Origin of the sequence: Bacillus silvicola (assembly GCF_050524305.1) — a bacterium.
GTDB lineage: Bacteria > Bacillota > Bacilli > Bacillales > Bacillaceae_G > Bacillus_A > Bacillus_A cereus_AT.
This window is the reverse complement of the sequence record NZ_JBNGVC010000017.1, coordinates 246,473-263,412: the sequence shown is the minus strand read 5'-3', so window position 1 is coordinate 263,412 and position 16,940 is coordinate 246,473. Positions and strand designations below refer to the sequence as shown.

The following is a 16,940-nucleotide window of genomic DNA, read 5'->3' as shown; positions in this document are numbered from 1 at the left end:
GGGTCGATCTGTTTTCTTAGCTTGATGGTGATGGGGTACCGCCAGCATTTTGGAAAAAAACACGCTAAGCAAAAAATACAATAAGCTGCCCATATGGACAGCTCATTTACATAATTCTCGTTATTGGAAGTTAGATTATTGTTTATTTAGTTTTAAATTTAAATTTTTGAATAGCCATTTAATCCTATCTTCAGAAGCAGTATCACATGCTGTAAAGAGATGATCTGTCTCGTACCAGATAATTTCTTTAGGTAGATTTGCACTTGTATAAAAACTATTCGCTTGATCTCTTGATACAAATTCGTCATTATAAGCAAATTGAAAGAATAAAGATGCTGGTACAGCTTTGTCTATGTAGTGGATAGCATCTAAGGGTTCGAGTGCTGAGATAAATGAATGGAATTTTTCTTCTGATAACATATTCCGAATTAATACTGCTAGAGGGTGGTCACTTGTTTTATGCCACATAGATACACTTGAGAAACCTGCCATCAAAATATATGTTTTAATACGTTTTTCAACTCCCGCAAGGACACCTCCCCAAGTAGCACCTAAGCTATGCCCAATATACGCAATTTGTTTTGAATCAACATTATTAAAAGTAGATAGTAAATCTATTCCTCTTCTAATATCGAGTATTGTTTGAATATATTTTTGAATATCAGTCATTGCTTCTACCATGTAATGCAATTCTTGCTCTGTGGAAGGGGCTTTTGGAGCTGTATCACGTACTAAAGGTGCATCAATTAAAAGAGAAAAGACACCATTTAAAGCTAATTTCTCAGCTTCTGGTAAAAAGGTTTTTCTATTACCTTGTCCTGGATGCATAAAGATAACTGCTGGTGAAGGAGTACTTGTTTTTGGAACTACTAAATAAGCAGGAACTGTCCTGCCACATGGACTTAAATAATTTATATCTTTAACTGTATGGCTGTTATAAACAACAGATGAAACTTCTTGAAAGTCTAAAGGGAGGTTACGGTCATATTCGAGCATTAATAACAACTCCTTTTTGTAGAAAATTTTACCATACATAAAGACTAGATATATATTACAGTTTCTTTTCGCATATCTTATTCATGTAGGGTTAACATAACGTCTCATTATCAGCAGTTATCAAATTCCCGAAAGCCATTTATGCCAAGATTTTTCCAGCATTCCGTTCCTTCCGCTGTATGCAAGATTTCATACAGCCCTGCCACAACAGCATTTGGCAGTTCAAACCGTTCTCGTAGCCTGCATGAAATCCTGTATATCCTTAGCGTATAAAATCCACGTTTTGTTGGCGAGACCTCAAAAAGAAGGGCGAAACGCACTTCTTTTCTTTGTAATCACTACACATCACATTATTAATATGATTACGGACAAGCCTTCTTGTTACTAAATAATGTTTCTTTAATTCTTGTTATCTAACCCACTTATTTTTCATTACTTTAAAATACAGCTTTTCAAATCCCCTAAAATACTTACTGTAAACGCCTAACGTTTCAATATATGTATTAATAACCTCGCTTAAATCAAAATGAACACCATCTTTAGCTAAGTCATAGCTATCATCCCGACTATATAAATCAAAATATTTAGCTTCCTAATACAATCCCCTGTTAACTAAAAGTCTAGTGGTACATTTAATTGATTCTTCATCAACTGTGCTACTAAACTCAAATAACTTCCCTTCAATATCATCTATCTTTGCTTTAGACATTAAGGATATCTCAATTATTTCATATGGCGGACTGTCACTTGCTTCAATCAATTTATCACACCATTGAATTACTTCAGCTTTACTCCACAACCCACAGCAAATCCCTAAGCCATAAATACGAGTTAATCTTCGAATTAAATCCAAAGTTTCTCACCTACAATTTTTCATATACATTTTTGTTTAATTTTAATAGATTATCATTCATTCATCAATTTATATATAATAAAGAACAAAGGCAACATCATCTTCTTCATTAGTATTTTCAATAACAACGTCATTCCTACTTTTTATTAAACGGTCTGGCTTTTGTTTTCTTAGATGACCAAAATTTCTAGTGATTAAAATAACAGATGCTTTTCTTTAAGAAGAGTTTTAAAGTTAATTTTCAATAGGAAATCGATTTTGTTAGCATCATAACTCAGTAATCTTGAAACTCCTTATTTTATTCGGTATTTCGTAAGTTAAGAGAACTTTAACCTGAAAAATAGAATTTTTCTAAGGACCTTACTAAAAAAATCTTAACAGTTATAAAAATTAACTAGCATCTATCCTATTGGAATTCCCTTCCCTTAACCTGCTTTAACGTCGCTACTATTAGAAAGCTAACAATCACCAATAAGAGCCATGAACTCACCTTCCCTAGATGAACGAGACTCCATGTATCGGTTTGGTTTGGGTATTGCCAAGCTCCAAAGAACGTTGCGATATTTTCGGCTATCCATATAAAAAATCCGATGAGCACAAAAGAAAGTGCGAGTGGCATACGGTAACGAGCTCCATTAACCTCGTATGTGACCCATGATTGCCAAAAAACAATAATTACAAGTCCAGATAACCACCAACGAACATCCATATGACCATTAAAAATAAAAATAGAAGCCGGTCTCAATTAAGAGAACTGGCTTCTATTTGGGTAAAACTTCTTTTCACTTTACTTCACACATATACAGAGCCTTCACTTATTTATTCTACATCGTGCTTAAAATACTTGATAAATTCATCTTCATTTACAGGTTTACTGTAGTAATAGCCCTGAATTAGATAGCATGCATTATTTTGTAATACTTCTAATTGTTCTTTCGTTTCTACCCCTTCTGCTATCACTTTCATGCTTAAAGTATGAGCCAGTGAAATAATGGTATGAATAATTTCATTTCCATCAGTAGAATGTCCAATCCTATTAACAAATTCTCTTGGAATTTTTAAGGTATCAATTGGATACAAAGGAAGATATGCTAATGAAGAATATCCTGTACCAAAATCATCAATTGATAAATGTACACCATATGATTTTAATGCTTTTAACTTCGCTAACGTTTCTTTTTCATCTACCATTGCTATCCGCTCCGTTAATTCTAAATCGATCGAACTAGCAGGTACCCCTACTTCTTCTATGATAGATATGATTGTTTGAACAAAGTTCTTCTGTTCAAACTCGATAGCTGATAAATTTATCCCCATTTTTAGATTTGCATAGCCCGCAGAATGCCACTTTTTCAATTGTTGACACGCTTCCTGTAACGTCCATTTTCCAATTGGAATAATTTGCGAAGTTTCTTCCGCAATAGGTATGAACTCAAAAGGTGAAATAACTCCCAGCTCTGGATGTTGCCAACGAATTAAAGCCTCTGCACCAATAACCTTACTGGTCTTACTATCAACTTGTGGTTGATATAATAAAAACAACTCATTATTTTCTAATGCATTTGGTAAATCTTGTTCTAATTTTAATCGTCTTGTTATTTTTTTGGATAATGTCTCGTCATACATGCAAACAGCATTGTTACCTTCTTTCTTAGCACTATACATAGCAATATCAGCATGCTGTAAAAGTGTAGTGGTATTTATTCCTCCAAACGGATATACTGCTATTCCTATACTAAGAGATAAGTAAAAACTATGTTGATTTACTACAAATGGTTCTTCAGTTATACGAAATAGAGTTTCACACAAGTCCAATAGCTGTTGCTCTGTATGGTTATGGACTATGATTGCAAACTCATCTCCCCCTATTCTCGCTAGAGGTATAGCCGGTGATAGACATGCCCTAAGACGTTTGGCAATTTCTTTTAAAACACTGTCACCAATTGAATGTCCAAGTGTATCATTAATCGTCTTAAAACGATTTAAATCTATATATAAGAGTCCAAATTCATCCTGATTTTTATGTGCACGCTTAATGGATTTTTCTAATTCTCTCTGGAAGAATATTCGATTTCCAATCTCCGTCACTGTATCATGGAATGCTAGATAGTTTATCTCATCCTGCTGTTGCCTCATTTTCGTGATGTCTTTTACCATTACATAACTCCCAAAAATTTGTCCCTCTATCATAATAGGAACAATGGTGACATACCAAAAATGTATGTCCTTCTCATTATTATTTTTCACACGTAACTGTAGCGAAGCCGAACTACATCGTTTACCTTGCTTTAGAGCTGCTTCCAATTCAGATTTATCTTCATCTAAAAAAATAGAGACGCATTCTTTACCTATTAATTCAGCACTGCTTTTTCCTAATAACATACTTCCAACCTGGTTTATATTTAATACGATGCCATTTGAATCAATCGTTAAAATAGGATCTGGATGATACTCATATAAAGACTTAAATCTCTCTTGATTTTTGACCAAATCATTAGATTTGGTGATTAAATCAGCAGTTCTTTGAGATACTTTTTGTTCTAGTTGAGTATTAAACACCTTTAATGTTTCGGTTAAATCTCTGTTTTGCATTCGTACGATAGTATGACGAATCAGTACAAATACAAATGCAATACAATTTCCAGTAATCAGTGTAGATGAAGAAGTTTGCTCTTTAAAAGTAAAACCAATTAAGATTGCAACTGCAAGATAAGGAAATATGACAAGAAGTTTTTTTCCGAATGTCGGATTGATAATGAAATAATTCCTTCTAGAAGATGCATTTTTTGGTATAGTAGCAGCAATGGCGATGAATAAAAGAAAAACCCTATACAAACATCTTAATAATATGACTATACGGTCTGATAAATCATCTTGTAAGTAAAAATACAAGTAGTCCGTAATAGCCAATCCAGTTAATACTAGGATAAAAATATATAATTTACTTTTTGCATTAAAAATAGCTGGCCGAAAGATAAGGCTAATACCTAGTAAGAGAAGCAATAAATCTATAATCGGAAAAATAAATGAAAGAAAAAAATCTCCGACTGATAAGAATAAGATATTTGCAGAAGGTTCATTAAATAGGTACCACTCTAGTGTAAAAATAGCAGTAACAACAATACATAAATCACAAAGTAAATACGCTTTTTCCCACTTGTTACATTCCATAAAGATTTTATAAAAGAACGCAAAGAGAAAGAAGAATAAGAAAAACAACAAAAACACATCAGAGATATTAAAATTTTGTATTGGTAATTCTACATTAAGTACTTGAAAAGCGGATATAAAATTCCCTATCAAGAAACACCCTACTGCAATTGTAATGCAAACCCAGAAGACTCCAAAGTTAATTTTTCTGAATAATATAGAATAAAGTAATGAGATAAATACGGTAGTTTCAACAACTAAGGATGATAGTCGGATATTAAAATCAGATACAAAATAATGATTCGGAAAAACAAATAAAAATATAAAGCAAAAGCTTATATAGAATATTAGAGCTATTGTTAATAAGATAAAATGCGAATGTTTGATCAATATATTCACCTTCTTAAGTCTTTCTTCATTTTTTATTAAGTTTGTTTCTAATTATTATTCATATTATGACCATTTCAAAAGATTTTTTTCAAAATAAAGGTAACAAGTTGATTGAATAGCTATTTAATTCAAAGAATGTTTTCTTTGAATTAATTTTATACTGCCTATATGAATCCTATAGCTTAACTAATTTTACATTGAAATTTTACGCAAAGATGATGTATGTAAGTTTGCCTCTATCTATTTATTAAAATGTTGAACAAGGATAAGAAAATCTAAACTATGTAGACATGAAAGTACCTACAAAATTTCTAATAGTAACTATTTATTGGTTTTTGTTCATAACTTTCTATAGTATTCATTAAGGATGCTAACTAAAACACCGACTTATTTATAATCCTTAATAAGTCGGCGCTAGTATACACTATAAAACTAAAAAACCATTTTAGATAACAAGCAAAAAGAAAATAGGGTGCGAAAACTAAGCGAAGTAATTAGCATATACAAGTTCAATGTACAAATATCATTTTAGTGGTTTTCTCCTGTTAACTTGGTAAACATAAATGGCTAGTGAAATCATTTATCCCCATTTAAAGTTTCTGCTAATTGTGGAGTAGTTCTCACAATAGTATTCTTAAATAAATTGCTTATTCCTAGAGTTACTAAATTTTCTTTTACTAATTACAACCTATATTCAGATACATTATTTCCTTTCCATTCATAATAATCTAAAATCCCTTCATAAATAGCTTCTGCTGCAATCTGTCTGCCGTTTGCCGTAGATAGTTTACTGTAATCGATACCATTATCTATAAAAGCAAGCTCTGTTAACACAGCTGGCATATCGTTTTCTCTTATAACGTGAAGATCTCCATGTTTAACGTCCCTATCACGTGTTTGAAGAGCATCCACTAAACGTTTTTGAATTTTTTCCGCTAAAACATGACTTTCTTCCACATGAGGATTTGTTTTTTCGGATTCAGAAGATTTATAGTAGTATGTTTCTGTCCCTTTTGCATTACCATTAAAAGCATTTGCATGAATGCTGATAAAGATATCACCCTGATTTTGCTTAGCAAATTTAACACGTTCCTGTAAAGAACTTTTTTGATCATGCCCTGGTCTAGTATCAGACTCACGAGTTAGTAAAACTGTAAATGGTGAATGTTTTTCGAGCAATTGTTGTAGGCGTAAGGAAGTGTCTAATACGATTTTACTTTCAGGCAATCCCTTTGTAGGCTTTCCAGGATCTGCACCACCATGTCCAGGATCAATAATAATCGTTTTATTTTCTAAAGGGTTATTTGGACTATATTGAAGCATATCTGTTTTTGCGGTTAGTTGTGCGGCCTCAGCGCGTGTTATGAATCTATTTGGTTGCCAACCGTTATCTGTCCCAATTGAAATTTTTAAATCAATTAAAGTATTTGCGAACTTTTCACCCCAATGTCCTTTTAAATCTTCAAATTCACTTTGCCTATTGCTAGTGTTTATATTTTGTAGTTTATATGCATTCACTAGCATGGTAGCCATAGCAGCACGAGTAACTTTTCCAGAAGGATTGAATACTCCATTTCCTTCACCTTTAACTATCCCTGCTTTTTCAGCAGCAGCAATATAAGGGGTTGCCCAATGATTTTGAGAATCTTTAAAAGAAGGTTTTGCATTTGTATCAACTTGTATACCTAGAGCTTTTGTCATAATTGTTGCTGCAGAAGCTCTATCTAATGTATCGCTTGAACCAAAAGTTCCATCTGGATAACCACTTAATACTTTTTTATCAACTAAATAATTAACGGATTTGTCAGCCCATGCAGGAACATCTGGGAATCTGTGAGTATTTGCAAATGCACTAGATGAATAGGATAGTAGACTTCCAGCAAGAATTCCTGTAGCAATTAATTTGTATTTCAAAATTTAACACCTCTAAAAAATTATTACACGTTGGTAAATATATCATTTATAGCTAAACTTATAAGTAATACGACCTAGTTTAAAGAATAGATTAGGTTTTTTATCATCGATATATTACATATAAATAATATTTAATTAATTTAAACTATTATTTCGAAAAAAAATCCACAGACATACACTTATAGTAAGAGACTATTCGATATATTCACCAACATCGTGTAACTAGCATAGTTACTTATATATACGAGTGTCAATTAAAAAAAACTTACATTTTTGTAAGATAACCAAGTTAATAATGTAGTAAGTAATTATTATATAATGTGAATAATTACTTACCATTATCAATAAATATATATCTTTTTAGATTATTTTTTTGTTGATTTTAGACAAAATAAAAAAAGCATTCCTCATTACAAAGGAAGGCTCTCTCTTTTAACTATTTTATTTCTCTTCTCTTAACAACAAATAAGACGCTAAGCCGATCACGGCAGCGCCTAAAATAGTAATAGTAAATTTAATCGATACTAATTTACACTCACATTTACTTGCTTTTTTGTTTCCAAACCCCATTCTTCTTGTGATAAGTATCCTTGCTAGTCATGAAGTGAAATGAGCTACCAGGAATATAGTATTTCTTACGTTTCTTTTTTCTTTTCTCTCTCTCCTTTTCTTTAGCAATCTCCTGTAAATCCGCTTTCCATTGTCGTATTAAATCTTTTTTTCGCATCGGACTGTGTTCCCCTTGAATTGAATTAATCACCCAAGAGATATATACACTTTTTTAACCCAATTGTCTATCTTATTCACATTACTATTTATTCTGTAATTTATATACAATAAAAAGGCACCCGTTATAGGCGCTTAACTTTTCTATCGAAAACAAAGTCAACGTCTTCATCTTTATTAATACTTTAAAGTTCACCATGCTCATTTCAGTAAAATAGTTTCAAAGTCCTTATTGTAATATAATGGTACCTTAAATACATTTTCACTTTATTTGGATATGTACTATTACATGAAATTATGTAATATTCCGTCTAAAAAAGTCTTTCCATGTCGATTAATGTAGATTAAACTTTAAATATGATGGTTTTATATTTTTGCTTCCCCCTCCTCATAGGAGAAATAAAGGGTTGTTGTCATTTTCATAATAGTAAGCGCTTATAAAATATCCAATCATTTCGATATGTAATATTTCATAAAACATTGTAGGTTTATTTTTAAAAATATTTAGGGGAAATAGACGAAATTCAACAGAATAATTTATCCGACGGGGAGAAAATGATTGTATGTATCCAAAATTTATTGATAAAATAGCCTTTTCGAAAGCGCATAAGGAGTTATTAATTAAACTGTATAATAAAGAAATTACAAGAAGCGAGTATAATCAATTGGTAGATGCTTTTTATCGTCCACAACAAAAATAAATATGAAGTACGTGTTTACTGTTTTATGTCTTTTATAATAACAAAGTTCGTTTATATCATTTTTGGGCAAGCTCTTTTGCTAGGTTGATGGGCATATGGCGGTATTCCTACTTCAATATGTTATCTCAAACTTTTTGACACATTGTTTTTCATAGAAATCACACCATTTCAAAAGGTGTACCCCTTGATACGAAAATAATTTACATATTAATGATAATCAATTAATTTTAAAGGATCCACAATGGTAATATTCAGTCTTTGTACAATTGGATTATGAAGTAATGTAGTGAAAATAATGAATGGCACAGCAAAAATATATAACTATGTATTATTTATATTTATCTTACCAGCAATAATTTATTCTTTATAAGATTCTTATCAACAAGGAAAAAACACTAGCTTAATGACAGTGTATTTTCCTTTATAATCTACCGAGCAATATATTTTATTTAACCCAAAAAGAGGATATTATGATTAAAAAAAATAGAATAGGTACAATTATATCGATTTTAATACCGGTTTTATTGATTTTGTCCATTGTTAATGTTGCATACAAAATTATTTTAACTGAATTTTTTGGAGTCTCTATACTTTTACCAGTATTTCTTTGTCCAATTGGATTTATCCTAGCTATTTTTTCTTATCGAGTAGATAAAAATATTGGAGCGAAAATCGGGATAATATTAAATGTGGTAGTATTTTTGATTCCTTTTATCTGGGTGATCGGAAGAATTATGTAGTTGAAATATAATCCGGACATATCTCCTATATCACTAAATCTATAAACAAATAACAAAGGAAGAGAATTTTTATAATCCTCTTCCTTTGTTATTTACGAGAAATTTCGTGTTCATTTGTTGTTTAGTATTTCGAAAAATGCTGTAGAATTTATCTCTATCATTATAACAGTATAAAGGATGGTTTTAAGATGCAATATTGCATATAGAAATGTATCGATAACAATGTAATCGCTCACACTAATAAAAAACATAAAACTGCATCACATCTTAACACATAAGTAGAAGAGGAAATAACATGGAAATCGCAATGGCAATTTTAAAATTTGTAAGTGGATTTCTACCATTCGTAGTAGAACTTTTAAAAGCAGTAATGTAAGTTCATTATTACCCAATTATTAGGAATAACTTTTCATACAAATGATCTGTATATCAAAGATGAATTGATGTGCAGATCATTTGTGTGAGCAAACTTTAAACAAGAAAAAGAATTCCAGAATCTTAAGGAATTCTTTTTTTATGTGTAATTATAAATTTAACATTTTTTACAAGTGATCTTAATTTTATTGTATTGTTAGCTTTATAATATCCAAATTTATCACCTATTTTTATAATTCAAGCCCCTAATATTAGGAAAAGAGAATATTTTATACATTGGTTTTCTTCTAGAAATTCATTTAAATTATTCATAATGAATAATCCTTTTAATATTTTACAATTAATTTACAGCATAAATAAAACATGAATTTTGTCCATGTTCTAAACCAAATGTATTTTGGAGGAGGCCAATTTGATTTTTTCAAAACCCATTGATCGATACGCTTTGTATGATTTGCATAAAAAAGAAGTGTAGAGTTTCAGTATGCTTCTCTTTCTAACACTTCACTAGATGTAAAGGACATAGATTCCTTTTATAAAGTAAAACCATCTGACATTCGTTTTGACGTTAAGCATTCACAACAGGAAAATGAATACTTGGTTGGACAATTCAAATATGCAAGCTCGGTTCAATCTGGTGATTCACGCAATGACTCTGTAACTGGAGAAGTATACTTACATAAAAATGAAGATAAACCTCATGTCATCTTTGTTCATGGTTGGCGAATGAATTCTAACGAACATGTAAAAAAAATATTTCACAACCATATGACCAGCTTGAGATGGAATATGTATTATTTCACTCTACCCTATCATTTTGAAAGAGAACCCAAACAATCCCTTTTCAGTGGAGAGTACATGGTAAGCGCCAATATTGAACGTACTGTACAAGCAACTAGACAAGCGGTAGCTGATTTACGAACTTTGATCAAATGGATTAAAGCAAATAAAAATGGTCCCCTAATTCTAATAGGAATCAGTTTAGGTGGGGTTCTTACTAACCTAACAGCTCTTTTTGAACCAGAGATTGATGTATTAGCATCCATTTTCTACGCTAATCGGCTTTCTCATTCAATTTGGAAGACAAATCCAGGTAAGTTTATTAGAGAAGACTTGAAACACCATGGTGTAACTTATGATGATTTAATAGATTATTGGAAAATCACTGAACCGAGTCAAGTATTACCAAAAGTAAAAAAAGAAAATATTTTATTAATTTCAGGTAAGCATGATCTATATGTGCATTCTGAGGATACGGACTACTTGTGGGAATCCTGGGAAAGACCTACACGATATATTTATACATGTGGACATGCTGGGATTGTTCTTAAACGTAAAAAAATTACAACTGATACTATCTTTATTCAGAATCGATTGAACTACCCACACTTCCCCAATGACATGCCTTAAAGTGGGAGATTACTAAGTACAGAATCTTATTGAACTCTATTTCATTAGACTCTCTCCGTATTTCCTACGTTTAAGAGACGAATAGCTTCGTCTCTTAAGTTTAGTCCAACGGTAATCTCTTTGCCGTGATGTTTACTCCAAGAAGGGAAATCCACACCAAATGATATTATTTAAGACATTCATATTAAGTATTTTAAGCCTTCAAAATATTGTATAGTTTTTCAGCAAAATCTTGATGAAGCTCTGAATTGTAGGCCCCATGATGCCCAGGAAACTCCAAAAACTTTGTTCCTAATAGTTCTGTTAGTACAACCGAGCACCGGTAAGCAAAAAATTCTCGTGATGCACTTCCGCCAGCTGGAAGCACTTGCATGGGTGAAAGTTTTAATCTAGCCTTCAATGCATCAATAGCTAGCGAATAGTTTGCTATCCCCGGAATTTCATGCTCAACAAAGTACGTCGAATTACTTAAAAGACGTTCTGTTCTCCCATCCTTCGAGTGGCCACAATTATTAGTATCCACTTCTGAAATTGATAGTAACTTTACAACCTCATTTCGATGATTCTCCTTAAGATATTCCAAGAATTGTTTTGCCTGTACAAGCTCATTGTCATATAAAAGTTGCAATAAAACCGGTTCGTGTGGGATAATCATCCGAATCTGTCCCGGATGTCGTATGCATAAATCGAGTCCGATGACAGCACCAGAGCTACTTCCAAATACGTACGCTGGTTCATCGGTCAGTTTAGCTAGTAGGCGGTGAGCATCATCACTGTGTGTCTCTACTTGATAATCCTCAGTTCGATTAGCTAGATTACTACGAGAATGTCCACGTCGATCGTAAGTAACAACAGTATACCGGTCAGCAAGATAATTGGCGACATTATGAAACTTATCAGCATCACCACCTCCACCATGGATTAAAAGAAGGAGCGGACCTGCACCTCGTACCTCATAATAGATGTTTGCTCCAGGTACTTGCAATGTTCCATTTTTTACTATGCTCATTTGTAGATCTTCCTTTCTTCTGTCATCTCCCTTAACCTTACACGATTGGCGAATGGTATAAAATATAAGGATTAACTATGAAACAAACTTGCCATATGAAAAGGCGTTACTCATCATTTCACCAGTGGCTCCTTTTTATTGACATAAATTATTGTAGTTTAAAGATTAACCCTCCTTATGCAATATTACATATAAAAATCTTTATTGCGTCTGTTATAATTTTAAGAGTAAATTATTCATCCATTAATTTACTCTATCCATATCTATAGTTATGGAAACCCTAATTACATATAAAAAGAGAGAAGGACATTGGTGAGTTCTTCTCTTTTTTATTTACTAAAAATTACTATTCAAAGTGCTTATTGCAATTGCTTTAAGCTGAATTTTAAATTATAAATTCTGATTTTCATACTTCTTCACGAGTCGATAAAAAGAAAAGAGTATCTGCTCCTTCAAAAATAAGTTATAAAAGAGTTTTGTTTTCCTGTAACACATTATTTATCCTGCTATTCGCAATCCGTAAGCTCCCGTACTGATTAAAGTTTCACTTTATAACCTGTTTGCAATATTTACACGTACCACGCCTCCGATAATAGTAAGCAATCGTGGCACCAAACAGAGCCACTCCCCAAATTGGCCATAATAACTCTGGACCTTCCCATGCCCATCCCCTATGATCTAGGCCCCCTTTATTAATAAACCCCCGGATGTACATCAAACCTGCTGAAGTAACCATAATGGAAACCAGTGAAGCAGGAATAATCGCTAATGAAAGAGGTACACGCCTGCCAGCAATAAATGGAAACCAACGTGGAAAAATTTCTCCCCAAGGCTGAATAAGACCCAGCGTAAGAATTGCCCCTCCGAGCGCTACGGTAGCCAAAGACGCGCCCATTAACCAAATTCCGGGTGAATCACGTTCAAAGGAATCAAGTAATTCTTTGGTAGTTCCCAGTGGAATGCCTATCACCCAACACCATCTTGTTATGGAATAACAGATAGGAATTATAATGGCAATGTAAGTGCACAATTTCCCCCAAGATGCTGCTGAGGATTGTGATGCCCATTTAGAGAGATTACTATTTCGGCCACAATAAGGACAAGCATCTCGCGTTTGACGTTGATAGACTAAAGCAGTCGCACTCCATAGAAATGCGCCTAGCATACTTATATACTGATTTACAATCGTCCAGTACATCATCTTTTCAAAAAATTTCACTCCATGTGGAAAATCAAATGGCGCTCCAATCAAAAAAATAAATCCATATGCTGCTGACGCCAAGACACGGTAGTCAATAACTGCAAATAATAGAATTGCTATTAACATATATACAAACATAAGTAATACTATTCGTAAAAGTCCCTTGCCCCAGCCACGAATCATCATGACAGCTACAATGACTCCCATTAATCCAAATCCAACCATTATAGGTGCACCAGTTTCAGGCCTCAGACCAGCTAGCATTGAGTATTCAGATTGTGGATCTCCGATTCCAAATGGAAAACCCTTTCCTCCCAAGGCCCAATACTGACCTAATATCAAATACATCAACGACCAAACAACCGCCGTATACCCAATCCATTTGGGCCATAATGATAACCATCTAAAAGTATGAATTCCGGTTTCGCTTTTTTTCTCAGTATTTGACATCGCGAATGAACAACTCCTTTTATTAAAAAGTAATAATGCTAAAACCTTCTACAATATTTACACTGTCCTCGCCTTCTTTGATAGTAAGCGATAGTCGCTAGCCCAAATGCAATTCCCCATGGAAGCCAAAATAGTGAAGCCCCTAATTCTCCCCATTTTTGGATAAGTGCCAATGTCAGAATGGCACCGCATATAGGTAATTCACTGATACCAATTTGATAGCAAAAAATCCAGCTTTTCATTCCTATCTTTCAATGCACCTTGTGAATAGTGATCATTCGGCCGTCGTATATGATTTAATTAAAAAAACCATATTCTTCAACTCCCCAGTGTATATTGATGAATAAGTTCATATTATGATAAGAAAGTTAATTTGAAACGGACCTCCAGAACTGTTTATAAACAGTTCTGGAGGTCCGTTTAGAAAAGAAATTCCATAATCACAGTTGTAAGGTAACAAACTGGAAATAATGAGCAATAAAAATACCAATTCCGCATAATGGAATTGGTACGAAAAATCTTCTTATCTATATTAATTACCTTCTTTCTCTATAGAATTATACTTGTGTTACACGAACTCACTATTATGTTCATATTTATTTTTTAAGATAAACAGCACCAAAATTTTCATTAAATCTCTTACACCAAATAGAAACTGAACCATATACACTTACATCTACCCCTTCAGGAATTTCGTAGTTTTGGTCTCCTTTATTTCCCTTTAATTTTCCCAGTTCAATATACTGATAATTTTTCACGTCTTCATTATTTTTCAAACGATTCGTAGGAACTAATACAACTCGCACATCCGGCCCATTAGATGTTGCAAAATTAGAAAGTCTTAAAATACGTTTTCCATCTGCTAATTGATAAATTTTTACCGTTCCAGTTGTTTCATGGACACCGTTTTGAAACTGCCCTTCACTTATTACTCGATCACTTTGTTTCTTTACTTCAGTTGACTGTACCTCTGTTTGTGGCAATGCTTCATTGACGTGCTTATCAATAAATAATTTCTCTGGTCGGAACAATGACCATAAAATCCCCAATACAATTATCAAACCACCTATAAACCATACATATTTTCTTTTCATAAAGTAAAAAACCTCCTGTAACATACTGTGTAGTATGTTAACAAGAAGGTCTTTCATTTTTCTAACGTAAATGTTACAAAAGTCTTTCAGCCGTTTTATTTTTTTCTGATGTGATGGGAAGAGTAAACCAAAATTCACTTCCCTGCTTACCGTCTGCGCGATTCCTCACACCAATTTCCCCTTTGTGCATTTCAATCAATGATTTTGCAATAGCTAATCCAAGTCCGGATCCTCCAGATTGCGAACTTCTTGATCGATCTGTTCTAAAAAAACGTTCAAATACGCGTGATTGATCATTTGGAGAAATTCCCATTCCTTCATCACGCAAAGTGAATTGGACCTGTTGAGTTTTTTTATTTTCCTCTACAGTCAATTCAATTGTTCCAGAGACAGGAGAATATCGAATTGCATTATGTAATAAATTACCTATGACCCTTTCTATTTTACAAGGCATAATCAAAAGTCGAGGTAATGTATCTGGAACATCCAATTGCACATGGATTTGTTTGTCTCCTAATAAGACAGAATGTGACTCTAATACATCTAATAGAACTTTATCTAAATGTGTGAAACTTGGGTGAAAATCTACTTGCTCAAACTCTAACTTTGAAAGATCAAATAAGTCGTTAATTAATCCACTTAATCTTTCTATTTCTTTTAAAATCGTCGCTAAGTATTGCTTTTTCATTTCAGGGTCTTCAATCAGGTTATCTTGTAATGCTTCTATCATCAATTGCATGCTAGCCATAGGTGTTCGTAAGTCATGTGAGATATTGGTAATTAGCTCCTTACGGGATTTTTCCTGTTCCTCTAACTTAGTAAACCCTTCTTCTAATTTTTTTGCCATTTGTTGAAAGGCTGTTGCTAATTCTTTAAACTCCCGTGGTTCTTGCCCAATTATATACATCGTTTCAAAGTGTCTATCACTAAATTGTTTCGTCAATTTTATTAAATTTTGTATGGATCTCATGATAGGACGTGTCATTAACCAATAAATAAACGTTGAAATAATAAATGCCACAAATGCGATTACTGTTAATAACCGCGTTTGTTCCGGTTCAAGTAACATTTTCGTCTCACTATACCATATAGCAATTACCATAATACTGGTACTTAATAAATTCATCAGTAACAATTGAATACGTAACCTCACGCTTCATTTCCCCTATTTGGCTCAAAGCGATATCCTATACCCCAAACCGTATGAATCCAACGATTCTTTATTGTATGCTTCTCGAGCTTTTCTCGTAAACGACTCACTAGCACTGTAACTGTATTTGATGCCCCTTCATGTCCAAAATCCCAAATTAGTTCAAGAAGCTGCGAGCGAGAAAATACTTGTTTTGGATGCTTTGCCATGAGATAAAGTACCTCAAACTCTTTCACCGTTAACTCCACTTCCTTATCACAAACAAGTACATATCTTGTCTTTGGATATATTTTTAAATCCGGAAATTCTATCACTTCCAATAGAGATTCTTTCGCTTGTATCGGTACCTGGCTTCCCCTTCTTAGTATAATTTGGACTCTTAATACTAATTCACGAGGGGAAAATGGCTTTGTTAAATAATCATCTGCCCCCATTGTTAAGCCTAAAATCCGATCCCTTTCTTCTCCCTTAGCAGTTAACATAATAATAGGGACATTTGATTCTTGACGAATTTCCTCGCATAATTCCCATCCATCTTTTTTCGGCATCATCAAATCTAATATAATTAAATCTGGTTGATGCGTAAGAAATAAATCCCAACCTTCTTTGCCATTTACAGCGGTATATACTTCATATTCTTCTCTTTCTAAATACCGTTTGCATACTTCTCGAATATTTGTTTCATCTTCTACGATTAAAATTCTTTTCTTCATATACTATCCTCTCTTTTTTTCACCAATAACAAAAAAATTTCTTTTTTTCTGTAATTCTATAAATATAT

General features: G+C 33.0%; 12 protein-coding genes and 3 pseudogenes. 3 read left to right on the top strand and 12 right to left on the bottom strand.

The window, feature by feature from the left end; genetic code table 11:
- Window positions 1–135: 135 nt before the first annotated feature.
- The 6 genes and pseudogenes from ACP6L7_RS32735 to ACP6L7_RS32710 all read right to left on the bottom strand — a co-directional run bounded on the left by ACP6L7_RS32735 (window position 136) and on the right by ACP6L7_RS32710 (window position 8,030).
- Window positions 136–1,035, bottom strand: a complete 900-nt coding sequence (locus tag ACP6L7_RS32735; protein ID WP_430529703.1) for an alpha/beta hydrolase — start codon at window positions 1,033–1,035, stop codon at window positions 136–138.
- A gap of 370 nt (window positions 1,036–1,405) precedes the next feature.
- Window positions 1,406–1,849 (bottom strand): annotated as a pseudogene (locus ACP6L7_RS32730) (protein kinase).
- Between the two features lie 406 nt (window positions 1,850–2,255).
- A pseudogene (locus tag ACP6L7_RS32725) lies at window positions 2,256–2,555 on the bottom strand (DUF817 family protein); the annotation flags it as partial.
- Between the two features lie 113 nt (window positions 2,556–2,668).
- Entirely contained in the window at window positions 2,669–5,389 is a 2,721-nt protein-coding gene (locus ACP6L7_RS32720; protein ID WP_141536816.1) for a GGDEF domain-containing phosphodiesterase, read from the bottom strand.
- Window positions 5,390–6,070: 681 nt separating this feature from the next.
- Window positions 6,071–7,303 carry an N-acetylmuramoyl-L-alanine amidase gene (locus tag ACP6L7_RS32715; protein ID WP_098362010.1) on the bottom strand — a complete coding sequence of 411 codons (1,233 nt, stop codon included), beginning with the start codon at window positions 7,301–7,303 and terminating at the stop codon, window positions 6,071–6,073.
- 541 nt (window positions 7,304–7,844) lie between these two features.
- The gene (locus ACP6L7_RS32710; RefSeq protein ID WP_097833331.1) at window positions 7,845–8,030 is read right to left on the bottom strand and encodes a hypothetical protein; all 186 of its coding nucleotides are present in this window, start codon (window positions 8,028–8,030) and stop codon (window positions 7,845–7,847) included.
- Between the two features lie 562 nt (window positions 8,031–8,592).
- On the opposite strand from ACP6L7_RS32710, the gene ACP6L7_RS32705 reads away from it, so the two are divergent.
- The 3 genes and pseudogenes from ACP6L7_RS32705 (at window position 8,593) to ACP6L7_RS32695 (ending at window position 11,255) form a co-directional block, all read left to right on the top strand.
- A complete protein-coding gene (locus ACP6L7_RS32705; protein WP_170961062.1) occupies window positions 8,593–8,730 on the top strand; it encodes a hypothetical protein in 138 nt (45 codons plus the stop codon).
- A gap of 470 nt (window positions 8,731–9,200) precedes the next feature.
- Window positions 9,201–9,470 (top strand): hypothetical protein, encoded by a 270-nt coding sequence (locus tag ACP6L7_RS32700; protein WP_097833330.1) that lies wholly within the window; start codon window positions 9,201–9,203, stop codon window positions 9,468–9,470.
- A gap of 787 nt (window positions 9,471–10,257) precedes the next feature.
- Window positions 10,258–11,255: pseudogene (locus ACP6L7_RS32695) on the top strand (alpha/beta hydrolase).
- A 193-nt stretch (window positions 11,256–11,448) separates the two neighbouring features.
- Here ACP6L7_RS32695 and ACP6L7_RS32690 read toward each other — a convergent pair.
- The 6 genes from ACP6L7_RS32690 to ACP6L7_RS32665 form a co-directional block, all read right to left on the bottom strand.
- Window positions 11,449–12,264, bottom strand: coding sequence for an alpha/beta fold hydrolase (locus ACP6L7_RS32690; RefSeq protein ID WP_097833426.1), 816 nt, complete (start codon window positions 12,262–12,264; stop codon window positions 11,449–11,451).
- Between the two features lie 544 nt (window positions 12,265–12,808).
- Window positions 12,809–13,915, bottom strand: a complete 1,107-nt coding sequence (locus ACP6L7_RS32685; RefSeq protein ID WP_098791560.1) for a hypothetical protein — start codon at window positions 13,913–13,915, stop codon at window positions 12,809–12,811.
- A gap of 38 nt (window positions 13,916–13,953) precedes the next feature.
- A complete protein-coding gene (locus tag ACP6L7_RS32680; protein WP_097833425.1) occupies window positions 13,954–14,157 on the bottom strand; it encodes a hypothetical protein in 204 nt (67 codons plus the stop codon).
- 354 nt (window positions 14,158–14,511) lie between these two features.
- On the bottom strand, window positions 14,512–15,009 hold the full coding sequence (locus ACP6L7_RS32675) for a DM13 domain-containing protein (protein ID WP_097833424.1): 498 nt from the start codon (window positions 15,007–15,009) through the stop codon (window positions 14,512–14,514).
- 73 nt (window positions 15,010–15,082) lie between these two features.
- Entirely contained in the window at window positions 15,083–16,162 is a 1,080-nt protein-coding gene (locus tag ACP6L7_RS32670) for a sensor histidine kinase (RefSeq protein WP_097833423.1), read from the bottom strand.
- Complete coding sequence (locus ACP6L7_RS32665; RefSeq protein WP_097833422.1) at window positions 16,159–16,872, bottom strand: response regulator transcription factor; 714 nt, start codon at window positions 16,870–16,872, stop codon at window positions 16,159–16,161. The genes ACP6L7_RS32670 and ACP6L7_RS32665 overlap by 4 nt, the downstream gene beginning before the upstream one ends.
- Window positions 16,873–16,940 lie beyond the last annotated feature (68 nt).

Excerpts from the sequence above, each read along its gene's own strand:
- ACP6L7_RS32680 (WP_097833425.1), bottom strand. The coding sequence starts at position 14,157 with ATGAAAAGCTGGATTTTTTGCTATCAAATTGGTATCAGTGAATTACCT.
- ACP6L7_RS32735 (WP_430529703.1), bottom strand. The coding sequence starts at position 1,035 with ATGTATGGTAAAATTTTCTACAAAAAGGAGTTGTTATTAATGCTCGAA.
- ACP6L7_RS32665 (WP_097833422.1), bottom strand. The coding sequence starts at position 16,872 with ATGAAGAAAAGAATTTTAATCGTAGAAGATGAAACAAATATTCGAGAA.
- ACP6L7_RS32685 (WP_098791560.1), bottom strand. The coding sequence starts at position 13,915 with ATGTCAAATACTGAGAAAAAAAGCGAAACCGGAATTCATACTTTTAGA.
- ACP6L7_RS32710 (WP_097833331.1), bottom strand. The coding sequence starts at position 8,030 with ATGCGAAAAAAAGATTTAATACGACAATGGAAAGCGGATTTACAGGAG.
- ACP6L7_RS32690 (WP_097833426.1), bottom strand. The coding sequence starts at position 12,264 with ATGAGCATAGTAAAAAATGGAACATTGCAAGTACCTGGAGCAAACATC.
- ACP6L7_RS32705 (WP_170961062.1), top strand. The coding sequence starts at position 8,593 with ATGTATCCAAAATTTATTGATAAAATAGCCTTTTCGAAAGCGCATAAG.
- ACP6L7_RS32675 (WP_097833424.1), bottom strand. The coding sequence starts at position 15,009 with ATGAAAAGAAAATATGTATGGTTTATAGGTGGTTTGATAATTGTATTG.
- ACP6L7_RS32700 (WP_097833330.1), top strand. The coding sequence starts at position 9,201 with ATGATTAAAAAAAATAGAATAGGTACAATTATATCGATTTTAATACCG.